The organism is Haloplanus sp. GDY1, from assembly GCF_023703775.1.
GTDB lineage: Archaea > Halobacteriota > Halobacteria > Halobacteriales > Haloferacaceae > Haloplanus > Haloplanus halophilus.
Window position 1 is genome coordinate 571,546 of record NZ_CP098514.1, and the last position, 15,167, is coordinate 586,712.

A 15,167-nucleotide genomic window follows, 5' to 3' on the forward strand; every position below is an offset into this window, starting at 1 on the left:
CACCCATGATGATCCCGGTCCGGTGTTTCACGTGCGGTAAGGTCATCGGCGAGCACTGGGAGGAGTACCAGGCCCGCCTCGAGGCGGGCGAGGACCCCGCCGAGGTGCTCGACGACCTGGGCGTGACCCGGCACTGCTGTCGACGCATGTTCGTCTCGCACAAGGACCTGGTGGACGTCGTCTCCCCCTACCAATGAGTCAGGGACGCTACAACCGGTACGAGAAGGCACGCATCCTCGGGGCGCGAGCCCTGCAGGTGTCCTACGGCGCGCCGGTGTTGGTCGACACCGAGCAGAGCGAACCCATCCTCGTGGCCGCCGAGGAGTACGACGCCGGCGTGCTCCCCTTCACGGTCAGACGGGAGGGCACATGACGCTGATTCGCTCGGTGAGCCTGCGACGGATCCTCGACTCGCGGGGGAACCCGACCGTCGAGGCGGACGTGCTGACCGACTCCGGCGGCTTCGGCCGCGCGGCCGCACCGAGCGGTGCGTCGACCGGCGAGTACGAGGCCATCGAACTGCCGCCGGGCGAGGCCATCGCCGCGGCCCGCCAGCACGCCGTCCCCCGACTCGTGGGCGAGGTGCACGCGGGCAACCAGCGGGAGGTCGACGCGGCGCTCCGCGGCGCGGACGGCACCGACGACTTCTCGGAGATCGGCGCCAACAGCGCCGTCGCCATCTCGATGGCGGCCGCGAAGGCCGGCGCCGACGTTCTGGGCGCCCCGCTCTACCAGCATCTCGGGGGCACGTTCCGCGGCGACAACTTCCCGATCCCGCTGGGGAACGTCGTCGGCGGCGGCGAACACGCCAAGGAGGCCACCCACATCCAGGAGTTCCTGGCCGTCCCGCTGGGGGCGCCGAGCGTCTCCGAGGCCGTCTTCGCCAACGCGGCGGTCCACGACCGCGTCGGCGAACTGCTCGACGAGCGCGGGGTCGCCGCGGGCAAGGGCGACGAGGGCGCGTGGGCGCCTCCCGTCGACGACGCGGAGGCGTTCGACCTCGTCGCCGAGGCCACCGACGACGTGGCCGAGGACGTCGGCTTCGACGTGGCGTTCGGCCTCGACGTGGCGGCGTCGGAGCTCTACGACGCCGACGCCGAGGTGTACCGCTACGGCGACCGCGAGCGGACCCCCGACGAGCAGGTCGAGTACGTCGCTGACCTCGTCTCCGAGTACGACCTCGCGTACGTCGAGGACCCCGTCGAGGAGGACGACTTCGCCGGCTTCGCCGACCTGACCGACCGGGTCGGCGACCGGACGGTCCTGTGTGGCGACGACCTGTTCGTCACCAACGTCGAGCGACTGGGCCGTGGCATCGACGAGGGGGCCGGCAACGCCATCCTCGTCAAGCCCAACCAGATCGGGACGCTCTCGGACGCCGTCGACGCGGTGGAACTCGCGACCCGGAACGGACTCGACGCCGTCGTCTCCCATCGATCGGGCGAAACCGAGGACGCGACCATCGCACACCTCGCCGTGGCGACCGACGCCCCGTTCATCAAGACGGGGACGGTCGGCGGCGAGCGAACCGCCAAGCTCAACGAACTCATCCGCATCGCGGAGGACGCTGTATGACAGACAACGACATCGAAACCCCGGACGTCGAGGAGGAGGCGGCGGCCGCCGAGGCCGACGACGCCCCCGACCCCGACGCCGACACCACGGAGGAACCGACCGCCGAGGCGGCCGACGAGGCGGCCGAGGCAGAAGACGCGGGCGCCGAGGCCGACGACGCCTCGCCGTTCGACGAGAACGTGATGCCCGACGACGAGGCCGACCTCCTCATCCCGGTCGAGGACTACCTCGGGGCAGGCGTCCACATCGGGACCCAGCAGAAGACCGAGGACATGGAGCGGTTCATCCACCGCGTCCGTGACGACGGCCTCTACGTGCTCGACGTGAGCCAGACCGACCAGCGCATCCGGACGGCCGCCGACTTCCTCGCGAACTACTCGCCCGAGCAGGTCCTCGTGACCTCCTCCCGGCAGTACGGCCGGTTCCCGGCCGAGAAGTTCGCGGAGGCCATCGGCGCCCGCGCCCGCACCGGCCGTTTCATCCCCGGGACGCTCACCAACCCGGACTACGACGGCTACATCGAGCCCGACGTGGTGGTCGTCACCGACCCCATCGGCGATTCGCAGGCGGTCAAGGAGGCCATCACGGTCGGCATCCCCGTCATCGCCATGTGCGACTCGAACAACCAGCTCAGCAACGTCGACCTCGTCATCCCGACGAACAACAAGGGTCGGCGCGCGCTGTCGGTCGTCTACTGGCTGCTGGCCAACGAGACGCTCGACCGCCGCGGCGCCGAACCGGCCTACGCCCTCGACGACTTCGAGGCGGGCATCTGAGCGGCTCGGCACGCCTTTCCCGAGACTCGTCCCGGTAGCGGCGGCGCCGAAGCGCGGAAACGTTTTCACGCGGTACCGACTCCCTCACGTATGGATCTCTTTCGGAGCGTCCGCACCGTCGCCGGCGCCTCGGGGACGGGCTACGTCGACTGGGCGGCGGTCGCCGCGGCGGCCAAGGAGTCGACGGCGCCGGGCGATCTGACGCTCACCGAGGCCGAGCGCGAGGGGTACGCGGCCGACGTCCGCGACGCCCGGGACCGACTCCGGCGACTCGGCGGCGTCGAGTTCGACCTGCCGGACACGGTCGAGATACAGAACCGCCACCACTGGATCGACGCGAACGTCGACACCTTCCGTCGGGTGATGGCGCCAGTCGAGCGACGGGGGCCGGAGGTCCTGCTCCCCGGCGTCTCCCGCGTCGTCAACACCGGCACCTGCTCGTTCCTGCTGGCGTTTCTGGGCCGGAACGTCCTCGGGCAGTACGATCCGCTCCTCCTCGCCGAGGCCGACCCCGCCGACCGGGACCACTGCCTCTACTTCGTCCACCCGAACATCGTCGAGGTGGCGGGAACGCTCGACGTCGACGTCTCCCGGTTCCGGCGCTGGATCGCCTTCCACGAGGTGTCCCACGCCGCCGAGTTCGGCGCCGCGCCGTGGCTCCCGGAACACTTGGAGGAGCGACTGGAACGCGGCGTCGACGCGCTCGTCGCCGGCGACCTGGACCGCGAGGCGTTCCACGAACTCGACGCCGCCATGACCGCCGTCGAGGGGTACGCGGAGCTGCTGATGGATCGGGCCTTCGACGACGACTACGCCGACCTGCGGGCGAAACTCGACGCCCGCCGGCGGGGCGGCGGCCCGGTCGCACGGCTCGCCCGGCGGCTGCTCGGCCTCGGCCTGAAGCGCCGGCAGTACGAGCGCGGGGCGGCCTTCTTCCGGACCGTCGCCGACGAACGCGGCCTGGAGGGTGCGAGCGCCGTGTGGGAGCGCCCGGAGAACCTGCCGACGGACGCGGAACTCGACGCCCCCGAGCGGTGGCTGGCGCGGGTCTGACCGATCGGGTCGGGAGCTCCGGCCACGGCTCAGGGTCGGGAATCCTCGCTCCGCGCGTCGTCGGACGGGCCGACGTAGGTGATCGCGACGCGCCCCCGAAGCCGTGACAGGACGACCAGCCCCGCGGCGGGCGCCCCGAGGACGAGCAGCGTCTCGATCCAGTCGCTCCGAATCACGGGCCGGTGCCGGTCGGCGAGGTACACCCGGTAGTACGCGCCGTCGGCGGTCCGGATCGGCGTCCGCGGGACCGACAGGTCCTCGTGAGCCACCCCGGTGCCGGTCCTCGCGGCGCGTTCGATGGGGGTCGGAACCCCCTCGGCGTCCCGGGCGACGCCGGCGAGCGCCGTCGATGGCGAAACCGGCCGGAGCGAGAGTTCGTTTCGGTACACGTCCCCGCTCGTCGCGACGCCCTCCGGGGCGTCGCCCGCCTCGTAGACGGTACCGTTCGCGACGACGTACACCCGCGAGCGATTCGCCAGGGTGGTGGGTTCGTAGACGGCGCCGTCGATCTGCACGTAGTCGTACCGATCGGGCCCGAGGGCGAACGCCCCCGACCGTTCGCCCGGGGAACCGGCGTAGACGTCCGCGAGGACGGTGTGGTTGCGCGCCAGGTGCCGCTCGAAGGCGCAGGCGCGGGAGCTACCGCCCGAACAGACGATTCGGTCGCTCGGCGTCGTGTCCGGCGGGACGGCGGACGCGTTCGCGAAGGCCACGCCGCCCTCGCCGGCGGTGACGCGGACCCGCTCGTATCGGTAGGTCGGGTCGTCGAGGTGGAGCGCCGGCACCCAGACCGGGCCGGCGAGCAGGAGGACCGCGACCAGCGCACCGAGCGCGTCGCGACGGCGGGGGGAGAGCGTCGTGGAGGGCATCGTCGGATGCCTGCTCCGCGCCGCCGATAAGCCTTCGGCCGGGGCGACGGCCGTCCCGGGAGCGGGCCGCCCGCTCCTGCGACGCCCGCTACCGCGACGCCCGCTACCGCGACGCCCGCTACCGCGACGCCCGCTACCGCGACGCCCGCCACTCCCGGCCGACGGAGACGAGATAGCGGAGGAGCAGCCACCCGACGAGGAAGCCGGCGGCGACGGCGAGGAGCCCCTGGACCGCCGTGGCGTCGGCGGCGAGGGCGACGAGGCCGCCGGAGACGCCCACGAGCGCGACGAACCCGAGTTCGAGTCGTCGTGACGCGACGCGGCGTTCGTCGTCGGAGAGGCTCGGCCCGACCATCACTCGACGTACGGCGCACTCACGTGCATGCCGACGAACAGCCACTCGTCGGTTCGGGGTTCGAGCGTGCCGCTCCACCGGGTCGAGAGGGCGTACTCGTGGTCCGCCTCGCGGTCGGTCCACGACATGAACACGGTATCGGAGAAGTAGGCGTGGTCGTCGCGCTCGGTGACCCGGAGGGCCCGACTCTCGACCGTCCAGTCCTCGGTGGTGCGCGTCTGCTCGCGCAGGCCCTCGGCGACGGCGTCGTAGCCGACCAGTCGCTCGCCGACGCCGAACTTCACCAGATCCGAGCGCTCCGCGAAGTAGGGGTAGAGCGGTTCGCCGCGGCGAAGCGCCTCGTAGTAGTCACGAATCGTCTCCTCCGCGTCCATGGACGACCCCTCGATCCGCCGCCTGTTAACTCTTTCAGACCCGTGGGCGGCCGGGCCCGCTCGCGTCACCGGTCGACCTCGCCCATGATCGTATCGAGGCTGCCGAGGGAGGCGATCAGGTCCGGCACGTACTCGCCGGTGGCCATCTCCGGCAGTGCCTGCAGGTTGGAGAACGACGGCCCGCGGATCTTGAATCGGGCGGGCGTCTCTGTGCCGTCGGCGCGCATGTAGATGCCGAGTTCGCCCTTGGCGGCCTCGACGGCGCGGTAGATTTCGGCGTCGTCGTCCGGGCGGATGGTCCGGGGGACGTTGGACTGGATCGTCCGGTCGTCCTCGGGCCAGTCCTCCAGGAGGTCGACGCACCCTTCGACGATCCTCGCGGACTCCTCGATCTCGCGCAGGCGGACGAGGAGACGGCTGTAGTTGTCACAGCCGTCCTCGACGGCCACGTTCCAGTCGAGTTCGTCGTAGTAGCCGTAGGGGTCGTCCCGTCGCAGGTCGTAGTCGATCCCCGACCCGCGGGCGACCGGGCCGGTACAGCCGTACGACTTCGCCACCTCGGGTGGCAGGACGCCCGTGTCGACGGTTCGAGCCTGCAGGATCTCGTTGGCCGTGAGGAGGTCGTGATACTCCTCCAGGCGCCGGGGCAGGTCGTCGAGGAACTCCCGAACCATCCCGAAGAACTCGTCGCGGGGTTCGGGCAGATCCCAGACCACCCCGCCGAGGCGGAAGTAGTTGAACATGAGCCGCTGGCCCGTGAGTTCCTCGAGGATGTTCTGGACCTTCTCGCGGTCCCGGACGGCGTACATGAACGTGGCGGTGAAGTCGCCGATCACGTCGAGGGCGTAGGTGCCGACCGCGAGCAGGTGCGAGAGGATGCGCGAGAGTTCGGCGCCCATGGTCCGGATCACCTGCGCGTACTCGGGCACCTCGATGTCCGCGAGGTCCTCCGCCACGCGGGCGTAGGCCCACTCGTTGAGCAGGCCGCCCCCGCCCCAGTCCCAGCGGTCGGGGTAGGGCATGATCTGGTAGCGGTAGGTGCCCGACTGGGCCATCTGTTCCTCGCACCGGTGGATGTAGCCGATGTCGGGGTCGACGTCGACGACCTGCTCGCCGTCGAGGACGACTTCGAGGTGGAGGACGCCGTGGGTCGCCGGGTGGTGCGGGCCGATGTTCAGGAACATCGTCTCCCCGTTCCGGTCGTCCTCGTCGATCGGGTTGGCGTGTTCGCGGAGGGGGACGACCTGGGGTCGGTCCTGGTCGTAGTCCCGGCCGAGAGGGTGGCCCTGCCAGGTTTCGGGCAGGAGGATGCGCCGCAGGTCGGGGTGGTCCTCGTACTCGATGCCCACCAGGTCGTAGGCCTCGCGCTCGTGCCAGTCGGCCGTGCGATAGACGGGTTCGGCCGACTCGCTCACGGGATCGTCGGTCGGCGTCGGCACGACGACACTCACCTCGTCGGTCGGGTCGTCGTACTTCCTGAGGTGGTAGATGGACTCGTAGCGGTCCTCGTACTCCTGTGCCGTGACACAGGAGCAGTGATCGAACCCCGCCTCGTCGCGCAGGCGGAGGAGCGTCGCCTGCACTTCGTCGGGACGAACGACGAACGCGGGCGCGTTCAGGTGGTCGTCACGGCCGACCGCGTACGGGGCGAGCAGGTCGGCGAGCGACTCGTCGGTCGTGGTCGATTCGGGTCGTGGGTTCAGGTTTCGTACCGTCATGTGAGCGGGAGTGGTCGTGAAGCCGGCGTTGGCCGCCGGGGTCGGCGGGCCGTTCGCACTGCCGCCGCGAGGGTATGCGGGCCGGGAGGCGACCCCGACGGGGCGATCCGTTCGGCCCACGCGTCCGCGGCGCGGCCGTCAGTGCGGCAGTTGGTCGTCCTCGACGTCGGAGAGCGTCCGGAGGCCGACGAACCGGGGGACCCGTGCCGCGTACCGCTCGTACTCCTCGCCGAACTCGGCGCGCAGGTGTGGCTCCTCGGCTCGGGGGAGGAGGAGCACCCAGCCGACGTGGGCGGCGGCGAGCACCGCCACGGCCGCCGAATCGGCCGCCAGCGCGAAACCGGTGACGCCGACGATCATGCCGACGTACTGCGGATTGCGCGTGTATGCGTACGGGCCGTCGGTGTAGAGGGAGCCAGTCACGCCCATCGTCTCGGCCGAGCGCATCGTCCGGGCGCCCCGGACGAAGACGGCGGTACCGAGGAGCGCGAGGGCGCCGCCGGCGACCGCCACGGGACCGGGGAGCGACCACGCCCCCCAGTCGAGGGCGGCGGTCGCGACGAGGGCGACGTCGAAGACGCCCACGAGCGTCCAGTGGCAGTAGTACGCGGGCGTCCGGTCGCCGGGCGGCCACCACTCGTGATCGGTCAGCAGCGTTCCGAGCACCAGTCCGTACACGCCGGCGGCCGACAGGAGGCCGGCCCCGAGCGCGAGTTGCGTCGGCGTCATGTGACCGCATCTGCGGGTTGGAGCCGGGAGTCAGGATCGCCTCACCTGTGAGGTTTTTACTTCGGGAACGTGACGTGGGGACGATGAAGTACGCTCGCCTCCGCATCCACCACGATCCCGACTCCCTCCATCCGATGCACGCCTTCGAGATGGCCCACGACCGGATCGAGTCCGCGGAACTCCTGCACTGGAACACGGTCCTCGACGGGACGAACACGTTCGTCTTCCGGATCCGGGGCGACCCGGAGCCGTTCCGTGCGAAACTGGAGTCGCGGGAGGTGACGGTGGACTACAGCCTCACGCCCGCCGTGGAGGGTGCCTTCTACTGCTGTGTCCGCGACCGTGTGACGTCGGCCGACGAGGGGTACATCGACGCCTTCGCCCGGGGGACGCTCGTGGTGATCCCGCCGATTCGGTTCGCGCCGGACGGCACGACTGCCCTGACCGTCGTGGGGACGCCGACCGACGTCGAGGCCGCCGTCGAGGGGTTGCCCGACGGGCTGCGGGCGACGGTGCGGTCGGTCGGGCCGTACCGCCGACGGGTCGGGGAGCCGTCGGCGCGGCTCACCGACAGGCAACGGGAAGCCGTCGCCGCCGCCGTGGCGTGTGGGTACTACGACTCGCCGCGAGAGGGGAGCGTGGCGGACGTGGCCGCCGCCCTCGACGTCGCGCCGGGGACCGCGGCCGAACACCTCCGGAAGGCGGAGGCGACGGTGATGGAGTCGGTCGTCTAGTACAGCAGTTCGTCGTCGTTCTCGACCATGTAGAGGGTGCGCGCCGCGACGTTGACGGCGTGGTCGCCGACCCGCTCCAGGTCGCGGATGGTGAGCAGGAGTCGGGAGACGTCCTGCATGAGCGTCTCGAGGTCCTCGTCCTCGGCCAGGTCGTCGCTCTCGATCAGGTCGCGGACGACGAGTTCGCTCGCCGCCTCGCACATCGCGTCGACCTCCTCGTCGCGTTCGGCGACCCGGTAGCAGAGGTCGGTGTCCTCGTCGGCGTACGCGCTCATTGCGTCGTCGAGCATGTCCAGCGTCTCCCGGCCGATGCGCTGCATGTCCACGTCCGGAAACATGTCGCGCTCCGCGTCGAGGGTGTAGCCGCCGAGATTCACCGCCAGGTCGCCGATGCGTTCGAGGTCCGTGATGATCTTGAACGACGCCGCGATGAAGCGCAGGTCGCTCGCGACGGGTTGCTGGAGGGCGATGAGGTCGACGCAGGTCCCCTCCAGATCGAGGTACATGTCGTTGACCTCGTCGTCTCCCTCGATGACCTCCCGGGCGAGCCGTTCGTCCTTCCGTTCGAGCGCGTCGAGTCCCGCCCGGAGCCGCTCCGCTACCACCTCGCTCATGTAGAGCACGTCGTCGCGGAGCTCCTCCAGCGACGACTGGTAATCCGTTCGCGCCATACCACTACACTCGCCTCGATTCCCCTAAGCGTTATCCCCTGTCTACGGATCTCTATGGAGTGATCTATAGGGCTACGGAGGAATATCTATAGCCGTCAGCCGAACTTCCCGGTGATGTAGTCCTCGACGCGCTGGCTCTCGGGGTTCTCGAAGATCTTCTGGGTGTCGTCGAACTCGACGAGTTCGCCGCCGGTGAGGAAGACGGCCGTCTTGTTCGAGATGCGTGCGGCCTGTTGCATGTTGTGCGTGACGATGACGACGGTGTACTCCTCGGCGAGTTCGGAGATGAGGTCCTCGATCTGGGAGGTGGCGACGGGGTCGAGCGCGGACGCCGGTTCGTCCATCAGGAGGACCTCCGGGTCCGGCGCGATGGCGCGGGCGATGCAGAGGCGCTGTTGTTGCCCCCCGGAGAGTTCGAGGCCGGACTCGTCGAGGCGATCGTTCACCTCGTCCCACAGCGCGGCCCGCTTCAGCGACTCCTCGACGATCTCGTCGTAGTCGCCCTCCTTGTCCTGGATCTTGAGGCCGTAGGCGACGTTGTCGTAGATGCTCTTGGGGAAGGGGTTGGGCGTCTGGAACACCATCCCCACGCGACGGCGGAGCGCCACGGGATCGACGTCGTCGTCGTAGACGTTCTTCCCACGCAGGTAGAGGTCGCCCTCGACGCGAGCGGCGTCGATCAGGTCGTTCATCCGGTTGATACACCGGAGGAACGTGGACTTGCCACAGCCGGAGGGGCCGATCATGGCCGTCACCTTGTTCTCCGGAATCTCCAGGCTGATGTCCTGGAGGGCCTGGTCGTCGTTGTACCAGACGTTGACGTTCTCCGCGCGGACGACCGTGTTCTCGCGCATCGTCGGTCCCGAGTCTGAGACGCTCTCGCTCACGTCGGTCTGGACGAGCATGTCGTCGGTCGTCGGGTCGTCGGTCGATTCGTCGGCGTACTCCTGCTCCTGGTTGTCTGTCATGGGTGGTTACTGATCGCGCTGGTATTTGTTCCGCAGGACGATGGCGATGGAGTTCATGCTCAAGAGGACGACGAGCAAGACGACGACGCCGGCCGGGACGGCCGCCTGATAGAAGGGTTCGCTGGCGAAGAGGCTCGCCCAGGCGTACACCTGCAGGGGCATCGCGCTCACCTTCGAGGAGAGTTCGGTCGGCAGGGAGAACAGCACGTTCGGCGCGCCGATCATGATGAGCGGCGCCGTCTCGCCGATGGCCCGACCGAGCGCGAGGATGGTGCCGGTCAGGATGCCCGGGAACGCCCGCGGCAGGACGACGTTCTTGATCGTCTGCCACCGCGTCGCTCCCATGCCGTAGGAGGCCTGACGCATCTCGTCGGGGACGCTCCGCAGCGCCTCCCGCGCGGAGATGATGACGATGGGCAGGATCAGCAGGGCGAGCGTCGCCCCGCCGATGAGGACGGTCCCGGTCGGCCGGCCGAGGTAGGTGACGAACACGCCGAGGCCGAGCAGCCCGTACACGACCGAGGGGACGCCGGCCAGATTGGAGATGTTGACGTCGATGAAGCGCGTCAGGCGGTTGTCGGGGGCGTACTCCTCGAGGTACACCGCGGCGCCGACGCCGAGGGGAAAGGAGAGGGCGGCGACCGTCACCATCAGCAGGATCGACCCGCCGATGGCCGGATAGAGGCCGGCGTCGGCGGCGGTGCCGCTGTGCGCGCTGGTGAGGAAGCCCCAGTCGACCCATGACTGCGGCCCGGCGAAGCCGAGGGCGTCGACGGCGACGGCCCCGAGCACCGCGCCGCCGAGGATCACCGCGGCGAAGCCGAGACCGGGGCGCCGGTCCGCGTTGCGGCGGACGTGGCCGACGGCGTAGCCGCCGGTCGGCACCACGGCGACCGCGAGCACCACCGTCGCGGGCACCGGCGTGACGCCGAGGAGCGGGCCGACGACCCCGCCGAGACCGATGGCGGCGAGGCTGCCGCCGACGGCCAGCAGCCGCCGTCGTCGACCGTCCTCGACGGCGACGTACCGGCCCACCACGAGCGCGATCGGGATGCCGAGCGAGAGGGTCAACAGGACGTCGTCGGTCGGGTAGATCGGGAGCGACTGGACGAGGCCGGGAACGACGAGCAGCGACCCGGCGATCACCGCCCCCGCACCGACGAAGCGAGCGAGGAAGGGAAGTTCCCGGTCGAAGCGCTCGATGGCCACGACCCCGCCGAACGCGAGACAGAGCGCGAGGACGTAGGCGAACCAGGTGATCGGGGGGACGATGTCGACGAAGATCATCGCGGCGCCGCCGGCGAACATCGTGCTGACGGCGAGCGTGCCGACGATGGCGGCGCCGAACCGGAACGACGCCGGGTCGGTCCGGAGCAGGTAGCCGCCGGTGACCAGCGTCGGGACGACGAGCGTCAGGAAGAAGGTGAGATGCCAGCCGGGTTCGGCCGTCAGCGGCCGGATCGCGTCGTTCGCGACGTAGATCAGGAGGATCGCCAGCGAGACGATGCCGAACAGCGTGGCCGCGAGCAGGAGGTATCTGAAGGCGGTGCCGACGGTCCGGCTGACGTGGCCGAAGTCCTCGATCTCTCGGCTCTCCGTCGCCATCTCAGTACTCCTCCCGGTATCGCTGTGCGACTAGGTCGCTGATGACGTTCATGGCGAGCGTGATGACAAAGAGCGTGAGGCCGATGGCGAAGAGGCTGCGGTAGGCGACGCCGCCGCCGGTGATGTCGCCGGTCAGGAGGTTCACCATCGCGGCGGTCATCGGCAGCGCCCCCTCCAGATACGCGGCGGGGTTCAGCGGGTTGAGGAGGTTCGCCTGCGTTCCGGCCGCGACGGTGACGGCCATCGTCTCGCCGATGGCCCGCGAGAGCGCGAGGATAAACGAGGAGAAGATGCCGGAGAGCGAGGCGGGGACGACGATGCCGACGGAGACGTCGAACTTCGTCGCGCCCATCCCGTAGCCGGCCTGTCGGAGCGAGTCCGGAACGGCCGACATGGCGTCCTCGCTGATCGAGGCCACCATCGGGATGATCATGATGCCGACGACGATGCTCGCCGAGAGCATGTTGAACGTGCCGATGCTCGGGATGACCGTTCGGATCGCGGGCGTGATGTAGACGACGGCGAAGAAGCCGTAGACGACCGTCGGGACGCCGGCCAGCACCTCCAGCGCGGGCTTCAGCACCGACCGCGCACGCGGGCTGGCGTACTCGCTGAGGTAGATCGCGGTCGCGACGCCGAGCGGGAGGGAGACGACCGCCGACCCGATGGTGATCGCGAGCGTCGCCGACACCAGCGGGAGGACGCCGAACTGCTCGTTGTTGATGATCCACTTCGTTCCAGTGAGGAAGTCGACGACCGACGCCGTCGCCCCCTCGACGCCCATCAGCGGGGCGGTCACGGTGAAGAACTTCGCCGCCTCGGTGGTCAACAGGACGATGATGCTGATCGTGGTGACGATGGACAGCACTGCACACAGGAAGAAAAACGAGCGCGTCAGGAGTTCCTGTGGCGCGTTCTCGGTTCGGCGGGTGAGGTCCCGTGTTATCTCGTCCGTGCTCATCTACTGTGTGGTCGGTTTCACGCTCGGTCGAAAAACCCTTCGTTCGTCCGTCGCTCAGCCCTGCGCGTTCTCGATGGCCGTCTCGAGGCGCTCCAGCTGGGCCTGCTGGTCCTCCTCGTTCAGGGGGACGTAGCCGACCTCGTTGGCGACGATCTCCTGGCTCGTCGCGTTCTCGAGCCAGAAGCGCGCGAACTCCGCGACGTGTTCCTCGGCCAGCGCCTTCTGTTTGGCGTACGTGAACAGCGGCCGGGAGAGCGGGGTGTACTCGCCGGTGCGGGCGGTTTCGAGCGACGGCTCGACGCAGCCGTCGCCGTCGTCGATGCCGAGGGCCTTCACGCTGTCCGTGTTCTGCGAGTAGTACGCGAACCCGAGGTAGCCGATGGCGTTCTCCGAGCCCTCGACGCCCTGGATGATCGTGCGGTCCTGCTCGGTCGCCGAGTAGTCCTGCCGATGCCCGGGACCCTCCTCGCCGAGGATGGACTCGATGAAGTAGTCGTACGTCCCGGAGGCGTCGGTGGGCCCGTAGAGTTCGAGCGGCTGGTCGGGCCAGTCGGAGTTCACGTCGCTCCAGGTCGACGGCGGCGACTCGGCCGACCAGATTTCGGCGAGTTCCTCGACCGTCAGACAGTCCACCCAGTCGTTGTCGTTGTTGACGATGACCGTCAGGGCGTCCGTGGCGACGGTGAGTTCGATCGGCGTGACGCCGTTCTCCGAACACGTCTCCTCCTCCGCGGGCCGGATCGGACGGGAGGCGTTGTTGAAGTCCGTCCGACCGGGACAGAAGTGGTTCGCGAAGCCGCCACCGGAGCCGGTCGACTGGAGGTTGATGTTCACCCCGGAGTGTTCCGTCTGGAACCGCTCGGCCATCGCCGTCGCCAGGGGGAACACCGTCGAACTGCCCGCGATGTCGATGGTTCCGGAGAGGCCGCCGTTTCCGTCGCCGCCGCCCCCGCTCCCGCTCTGCGTACAGCCGGCGAGGCCGACCGCACCGGCCGATCCGGCCGCAGTCAGGAACTGTCGCCGTGATACGGAGCCGCTTGCGGATTCGTCAGTCATCACCCGACAGTGACCGAGTGTGACGTAAGTACCCTTCTATGATAACTATATAGTTCTAAATACGGCAACCGATCACGAGACTCCCGCCGGTCGGGGTCGGCGGGATCGTTCACGAACGTCCGAGTACGTAGGTCTCAGTAGTCCAAATTCGACGATTTAGGGCGTCGTGTGCGGTCGGACGACGGATCCGATGGCTCGCGACTCGCGGCGGAACCACCGCTCTGTTCCATCGCGCTCGCGGTCGTCGGGCGGACATCTAAAGAAGTATATAGATATGGGAGGATTTATTCCTCCACGTCGACACCCTCCGCGTATGGTCGAGACCCGAAAGGTGCAGGTGACCGGCGGATCGACGTACACGGTGTCGATTCCGAAGGACTGGGCGACCGACAACGGCGTCTCCGCGGGGAGCGAGGTGGCCTTCTACCCCGAGGGGGACTCGCTGTTCATGACGCCCCGAACCGGCGAGGACCGAACCGAGGGCACCCTCGACGTCGGTGACCTGACCGGCGAGGAACTCATCCGCGCCGTGATGACGATGTACGTCAGCGGGTTCGACATCATCGCCCTGGAGAGCGCCCGGATCACGACCGACCAGCGCCGGACCATCCGGAAAGCCACCCAGAGCCTCGTCGGCTTGGAGGTCTTAGAGGAGACCCGCGACCGGGTCGTCATCCGCGATCTGCTGGACTCCTCGGAGCTGTCGATCAACAACGCGGTCACCCGGATGCGCCTCATCGCCCTCTCGATGCTCGAGGACGCCGTGACGGCGCTGGTCGACCTCGACGAGGACCTCGCTCGCGACGTCATCCAGCGCGACGACGACGTGGACCGCCTCTGGATGGTGGTCTCGCGCATCTTCCGGGCGACGCTCCGGAGTCCCCGCGCCGCCGAGGAACTCGGCGTCACCCGCGAGGTGTGTTTCGACTACCAGTCGGCGGCCCGGCAACTGGAGCGCATCGCCGACCACGCGACGAAGATCGCTCACCTCGCGCTCAACTTCCAGGAACCGATCCCGGAGGACGTCGCCGACGCCCTCGAGGAACTCCACGACGACGCGGCGTCCGTGACCGACATCGCGATGGACGCGCTCTTCCTCGACGACAGCGAGGACGCGACCCGCCGGGCCAACGAGGCCCGGGAGTCCGTCCAGGACATCGACAGCCACGCCCGCTCCATCGACGAACTCCTGCGCGAACTCGATCCGACCCGGGCGCAACTGCTGGGGCTCGTCGTCGACTCGCTGTCGCGGAGCGCCGACTACGGGGGCAACATCGCGGAGACGGCGTTACAGAAGGCGGCGCCGACGCCCTAGTCCAGAAGAACCGCGTTGACCTGTCCGGTCTGTCCGGGTCGCGACGTGACGCGGGCACGCCCCGCGCTCGTCTCGATGATCGCACCCTTCGTGATGATGTTCCGTCGGGCGTAGTTGGTGTTCGAGGGGTTCTCGGCCACGTTCTCGATCTCCGCCTCGACCGTCTCGCCGCCGTCCGCGACGTGAGCGACGTTCGTGGCGAGCGCGCGCGTCTTGGTGCCCGTCCCACGGGCGTCGACGGTCTGGAAGCGCGGTTCGCCGACCGTCGTCTCGGCGGGCTGGCGGCCGAGCTGGTACCGCTTCTTGTTTCTGAACGGCCGGAGGCGGCCGCCCGTCCGCTTGCGCGTCGAGCGTCCCTGGTCTTTCATACCGCTATCCAATCCCAGCAACTACTTGAATCGCTCGGAA

General features: G+C 69.1%; 18 protein-coding genes. 7 read left to right on the forward strand and 11 right to left on the reverse strand.

All coding sequences use genetic code 11. From position 1 onward, the window contains the following. Positions 1–5 precede the first annotated feature (5 nt). From NBT67_RS03140 to NBT67_RS03160, 5 genes are all read left to right on the forward strand, one after another. Complete coding sequence (locus tag NBT67_RS03140; protein WP_251343357.1) at positions 6–197, forward strand: DNA-directed RNA polymerase subunit N; 192 nt, start codon at positions 6–8, stop codon at positions 195–197. After that, positions 194–373 carry a DNA-directed RNA polymerase subunit K gene (locus tag NBT67_RS03145; RefSeq protein WP_251343358.1) on the forward strand — a complete coding sequence of 60 codons (180 nt, stop codon included), beginning with the start codon at positions 194–196 and terminating at the stop codon, positions 371–373. Before NBT67_RS03140 ends, NBT67_RS03145 begins: the two co-directional genes overlap by 4 nt. After that, positions 370–1,575, forward strand: a complete 1,206-nt coding sequence (gene eno / locus NBT67_RS03150; RefSeq protein ID WP_251343359.1) for a phosphopyruvate hydratase — start codon at positions 370–372, stop codon at positions 1,573–1,575. The genes NBT67_RS03145 and eno overlap by 4 nt, the downstream gene beginning before the upstream one ends. After that, on the forward strand, positions 1,572–2,351 hold the full coding sequence (gene rpsB, locus NBT67_RS03155; protein WP_251343360.1) for a 30S ribosomal protein S2: 780 nt from the start codon (positions 1,572–1,574) through the stop codon (positions 2,349–2,351). Before eno ends, rpsB begins: the two co-directional genes overlap by 4 nt. A gap of 90 nt (positions 2,352–2,441) precedes the next feature. Continuing rightward, on the forward strand, positions 2,442–3,404 hold the full coding sequence (locus NBT67_RS03160) for a zinc-dependent metalloprotease (protein WP_251343361.1): 963 nt from the start codon (positions 2,442–2,444) through the stop codon (positions 3,402–3,404). A gap of 29 nt (positions 3,405–3,433) precedes the next feature. Here the strand turns inward: NBT67_RS03160 and NBT67_RS03165 are convergent, their stop codons facing one another. The 5 genes from NBT67_RS03165 to NBT67_RS03185 all read right to left on the reverse strand — a co-directional run bounded on the left by NBT67_RS03165 (position 3,434) and on the right by NBT67_RS03185 (position 7,449). Continuing rightward, positions 3,434–4,273: a DUF8127 domain-containing protein gene (locus NBT67_RS03165; protein WP_251343362.1), complete on the reverse strand. Its 840-nt coding sequence runs from the start codon at positions 4,271–4,273 to the stop codon at positions 3,434–3,436. Between the two features lie 133 nt (positions 4,274–4,406). Beyond that, a complete protein-coding gene (locus NBT67_RS03170; RefSeq protein WP_251343363.1) occupies positions 4,407–4,628 on the reverse strand; it encodes a hypothetical protein in 222 nt (73 codons plus the stop codon). Further along, positions 4,628–5,002 carry a nuclear transport factor 2 family protein gene (locus tag NBT67_RS03175; protein WP_251343364.1) on the reverse strand — a complete coding sequence of 125 codons (375 nt, stop codon included), beginning with the start codon at positions 5,000–5,002 and terminating at the stop codon, positions 4,628–4,630. Before NBT67_RS03175 ends, NBT67_RS03170 begins: the two co-directional genes overlap by 1 nt. Before the next feature lie 65 nt (positions 5,003–5,067). Continuing rightward, positions 5,068–6,720, reverse strand: a complete 1,653-nt coding sequence (locus tag NBT67_RS03180) for an NADH-quinone oxidoreductase subunit D (protein WP_251343365.1) — start codon at positions 6,718–6,720, stop codon at positions 5,068–5,070. Positions 6,721–6,858: 138 nt separating this feature from the next. Further along, positions 6,859–7,449, reverse strand: coding sequence for a methyltransferase family protein (locus tag NBT67_RS03185; RefSeq protein WP_251343366.1), 591 nt, complete (start codon positions 7,447–7,449; stop codon positions 6,859–6,861). An 83-nt stretch (positions 7,450–7,532) separates the two neighbouring features. Between NBT67_RS03185 and NBT67_RS03190 the strand changes: the two genes are divergently transcribed. Beyond that, positions 7,533–8,183, forward strand: a complete 651-nt coding sequence (locus NBT67_RS03190) for a helix-turn-helix domain-containing protein (RefSeq protein WP_251343367.1) — start codon at positions 7,533–7,535, stop codon at positions 8,181–8,183. On the opposite strand, the gene phoU is transcribed toward NBT67_RS03190, so the two are convergent. From phoU to NBT67_RS03215, 5 genes are all read right to left on the reverse strand, one after another. Then, entirely contained in the window at positions 8,180–8,854 is a 675-nt protein-coding gene (phoU, locus tag NBT67_RS03195) for a phosphate signaling complex protein PhoU (protein WP_251343368.1), read from the reverse strand. The genes NBT67_RS03190 and phoU overlap by 4 nt on opposite strands. A gap of 95 nt (positions 8,855–8,949) precedes the next feature. Further along, complete coding sequence (gene pstB / locus NBT67_RS03200; protein WP_305881853.1) at positions 8,950–9,822, reverse strand: phosphate ABC transporter ATP-binding protein PstB; 873 nt, start codon at positions 9,820–9,822, stop codon at positions 8,950–8,952. A gap of 6 nt (positions 9,823–9,828) precedes the next feature. Further along, entirely contained in the window at positions 9,829–11,427 is a 1,599-nt protein-coding gene (gene pstA, locus NBT67_RS03205) for a phosphate ABC transporter permease PstA (RefSeq protein ID WP_251343369.1), read from the reverse strand. Between the two features lies 1 nt (position 11,428). Beyond that, the gene (pstC, locus tag NBT67_RS03210) at positions 11,429–12,388 is read right to left on the reverse strand and encodes a phosphate ABC transporter permease subunit PstC (protein WP_251343370.1); all 960 of its coding nucleotides are present in this window, start codon (positions 12,386–12,388) and stop codon (positions 11,429–11,431) included. A 54-nt stretch (positions 12,389–12,442) separates the two neighbouring features. Continuing rightward, positions 12,443–13,444: a phosphate ABC transporter substrate-binding protein PstS family protein gene (locus tag NBT67_RS03215; protein ID WP_251343371.1), complete on the reverse strand. Its 1,002-nt coding sequence runs from the start codon at positions 13,442–13,444 to the stop codon at positions 12,443–12,445. Between the two features lie 313 nt (positions 13,445–13,757). Here NBT67_RS03215 and NBT67_RS03220 point away from each other — a divergent pair, with 313 nt between their 5' ends. Continuing rightward, positions 13,758–14,759 carry a phosphate uptake regulator PhoU gene (locus NBT67_RS03220; protein WP_251343372.1) on the forward strand — a complete coding sequence of 334 codons (1,002 nt, stop codon included), beginning with the start codon at positions 13,758–13,760 and terminating at the stop codon, positions 14,757–14,759. Here the strand turns inward: NBT67_RS03220 and NBT67_RS03225 are convergent. Then, positions 14,756–15,127, reverse strand: coding sequence for a 30S ribosomal protein S8e (locus NBT67_RS03225; RefSeq protein ID WP_251343373.1), 372 nt, complete (start codon positions 15,125–15,127; stop codon positions 14,756–14,758). The genes NBT67_RS03220 and NBT67_RS03225 overlap by 4 nt on opposite strands. Positions 15,128–15,167 lie beyond the last annotated feature (40 nt).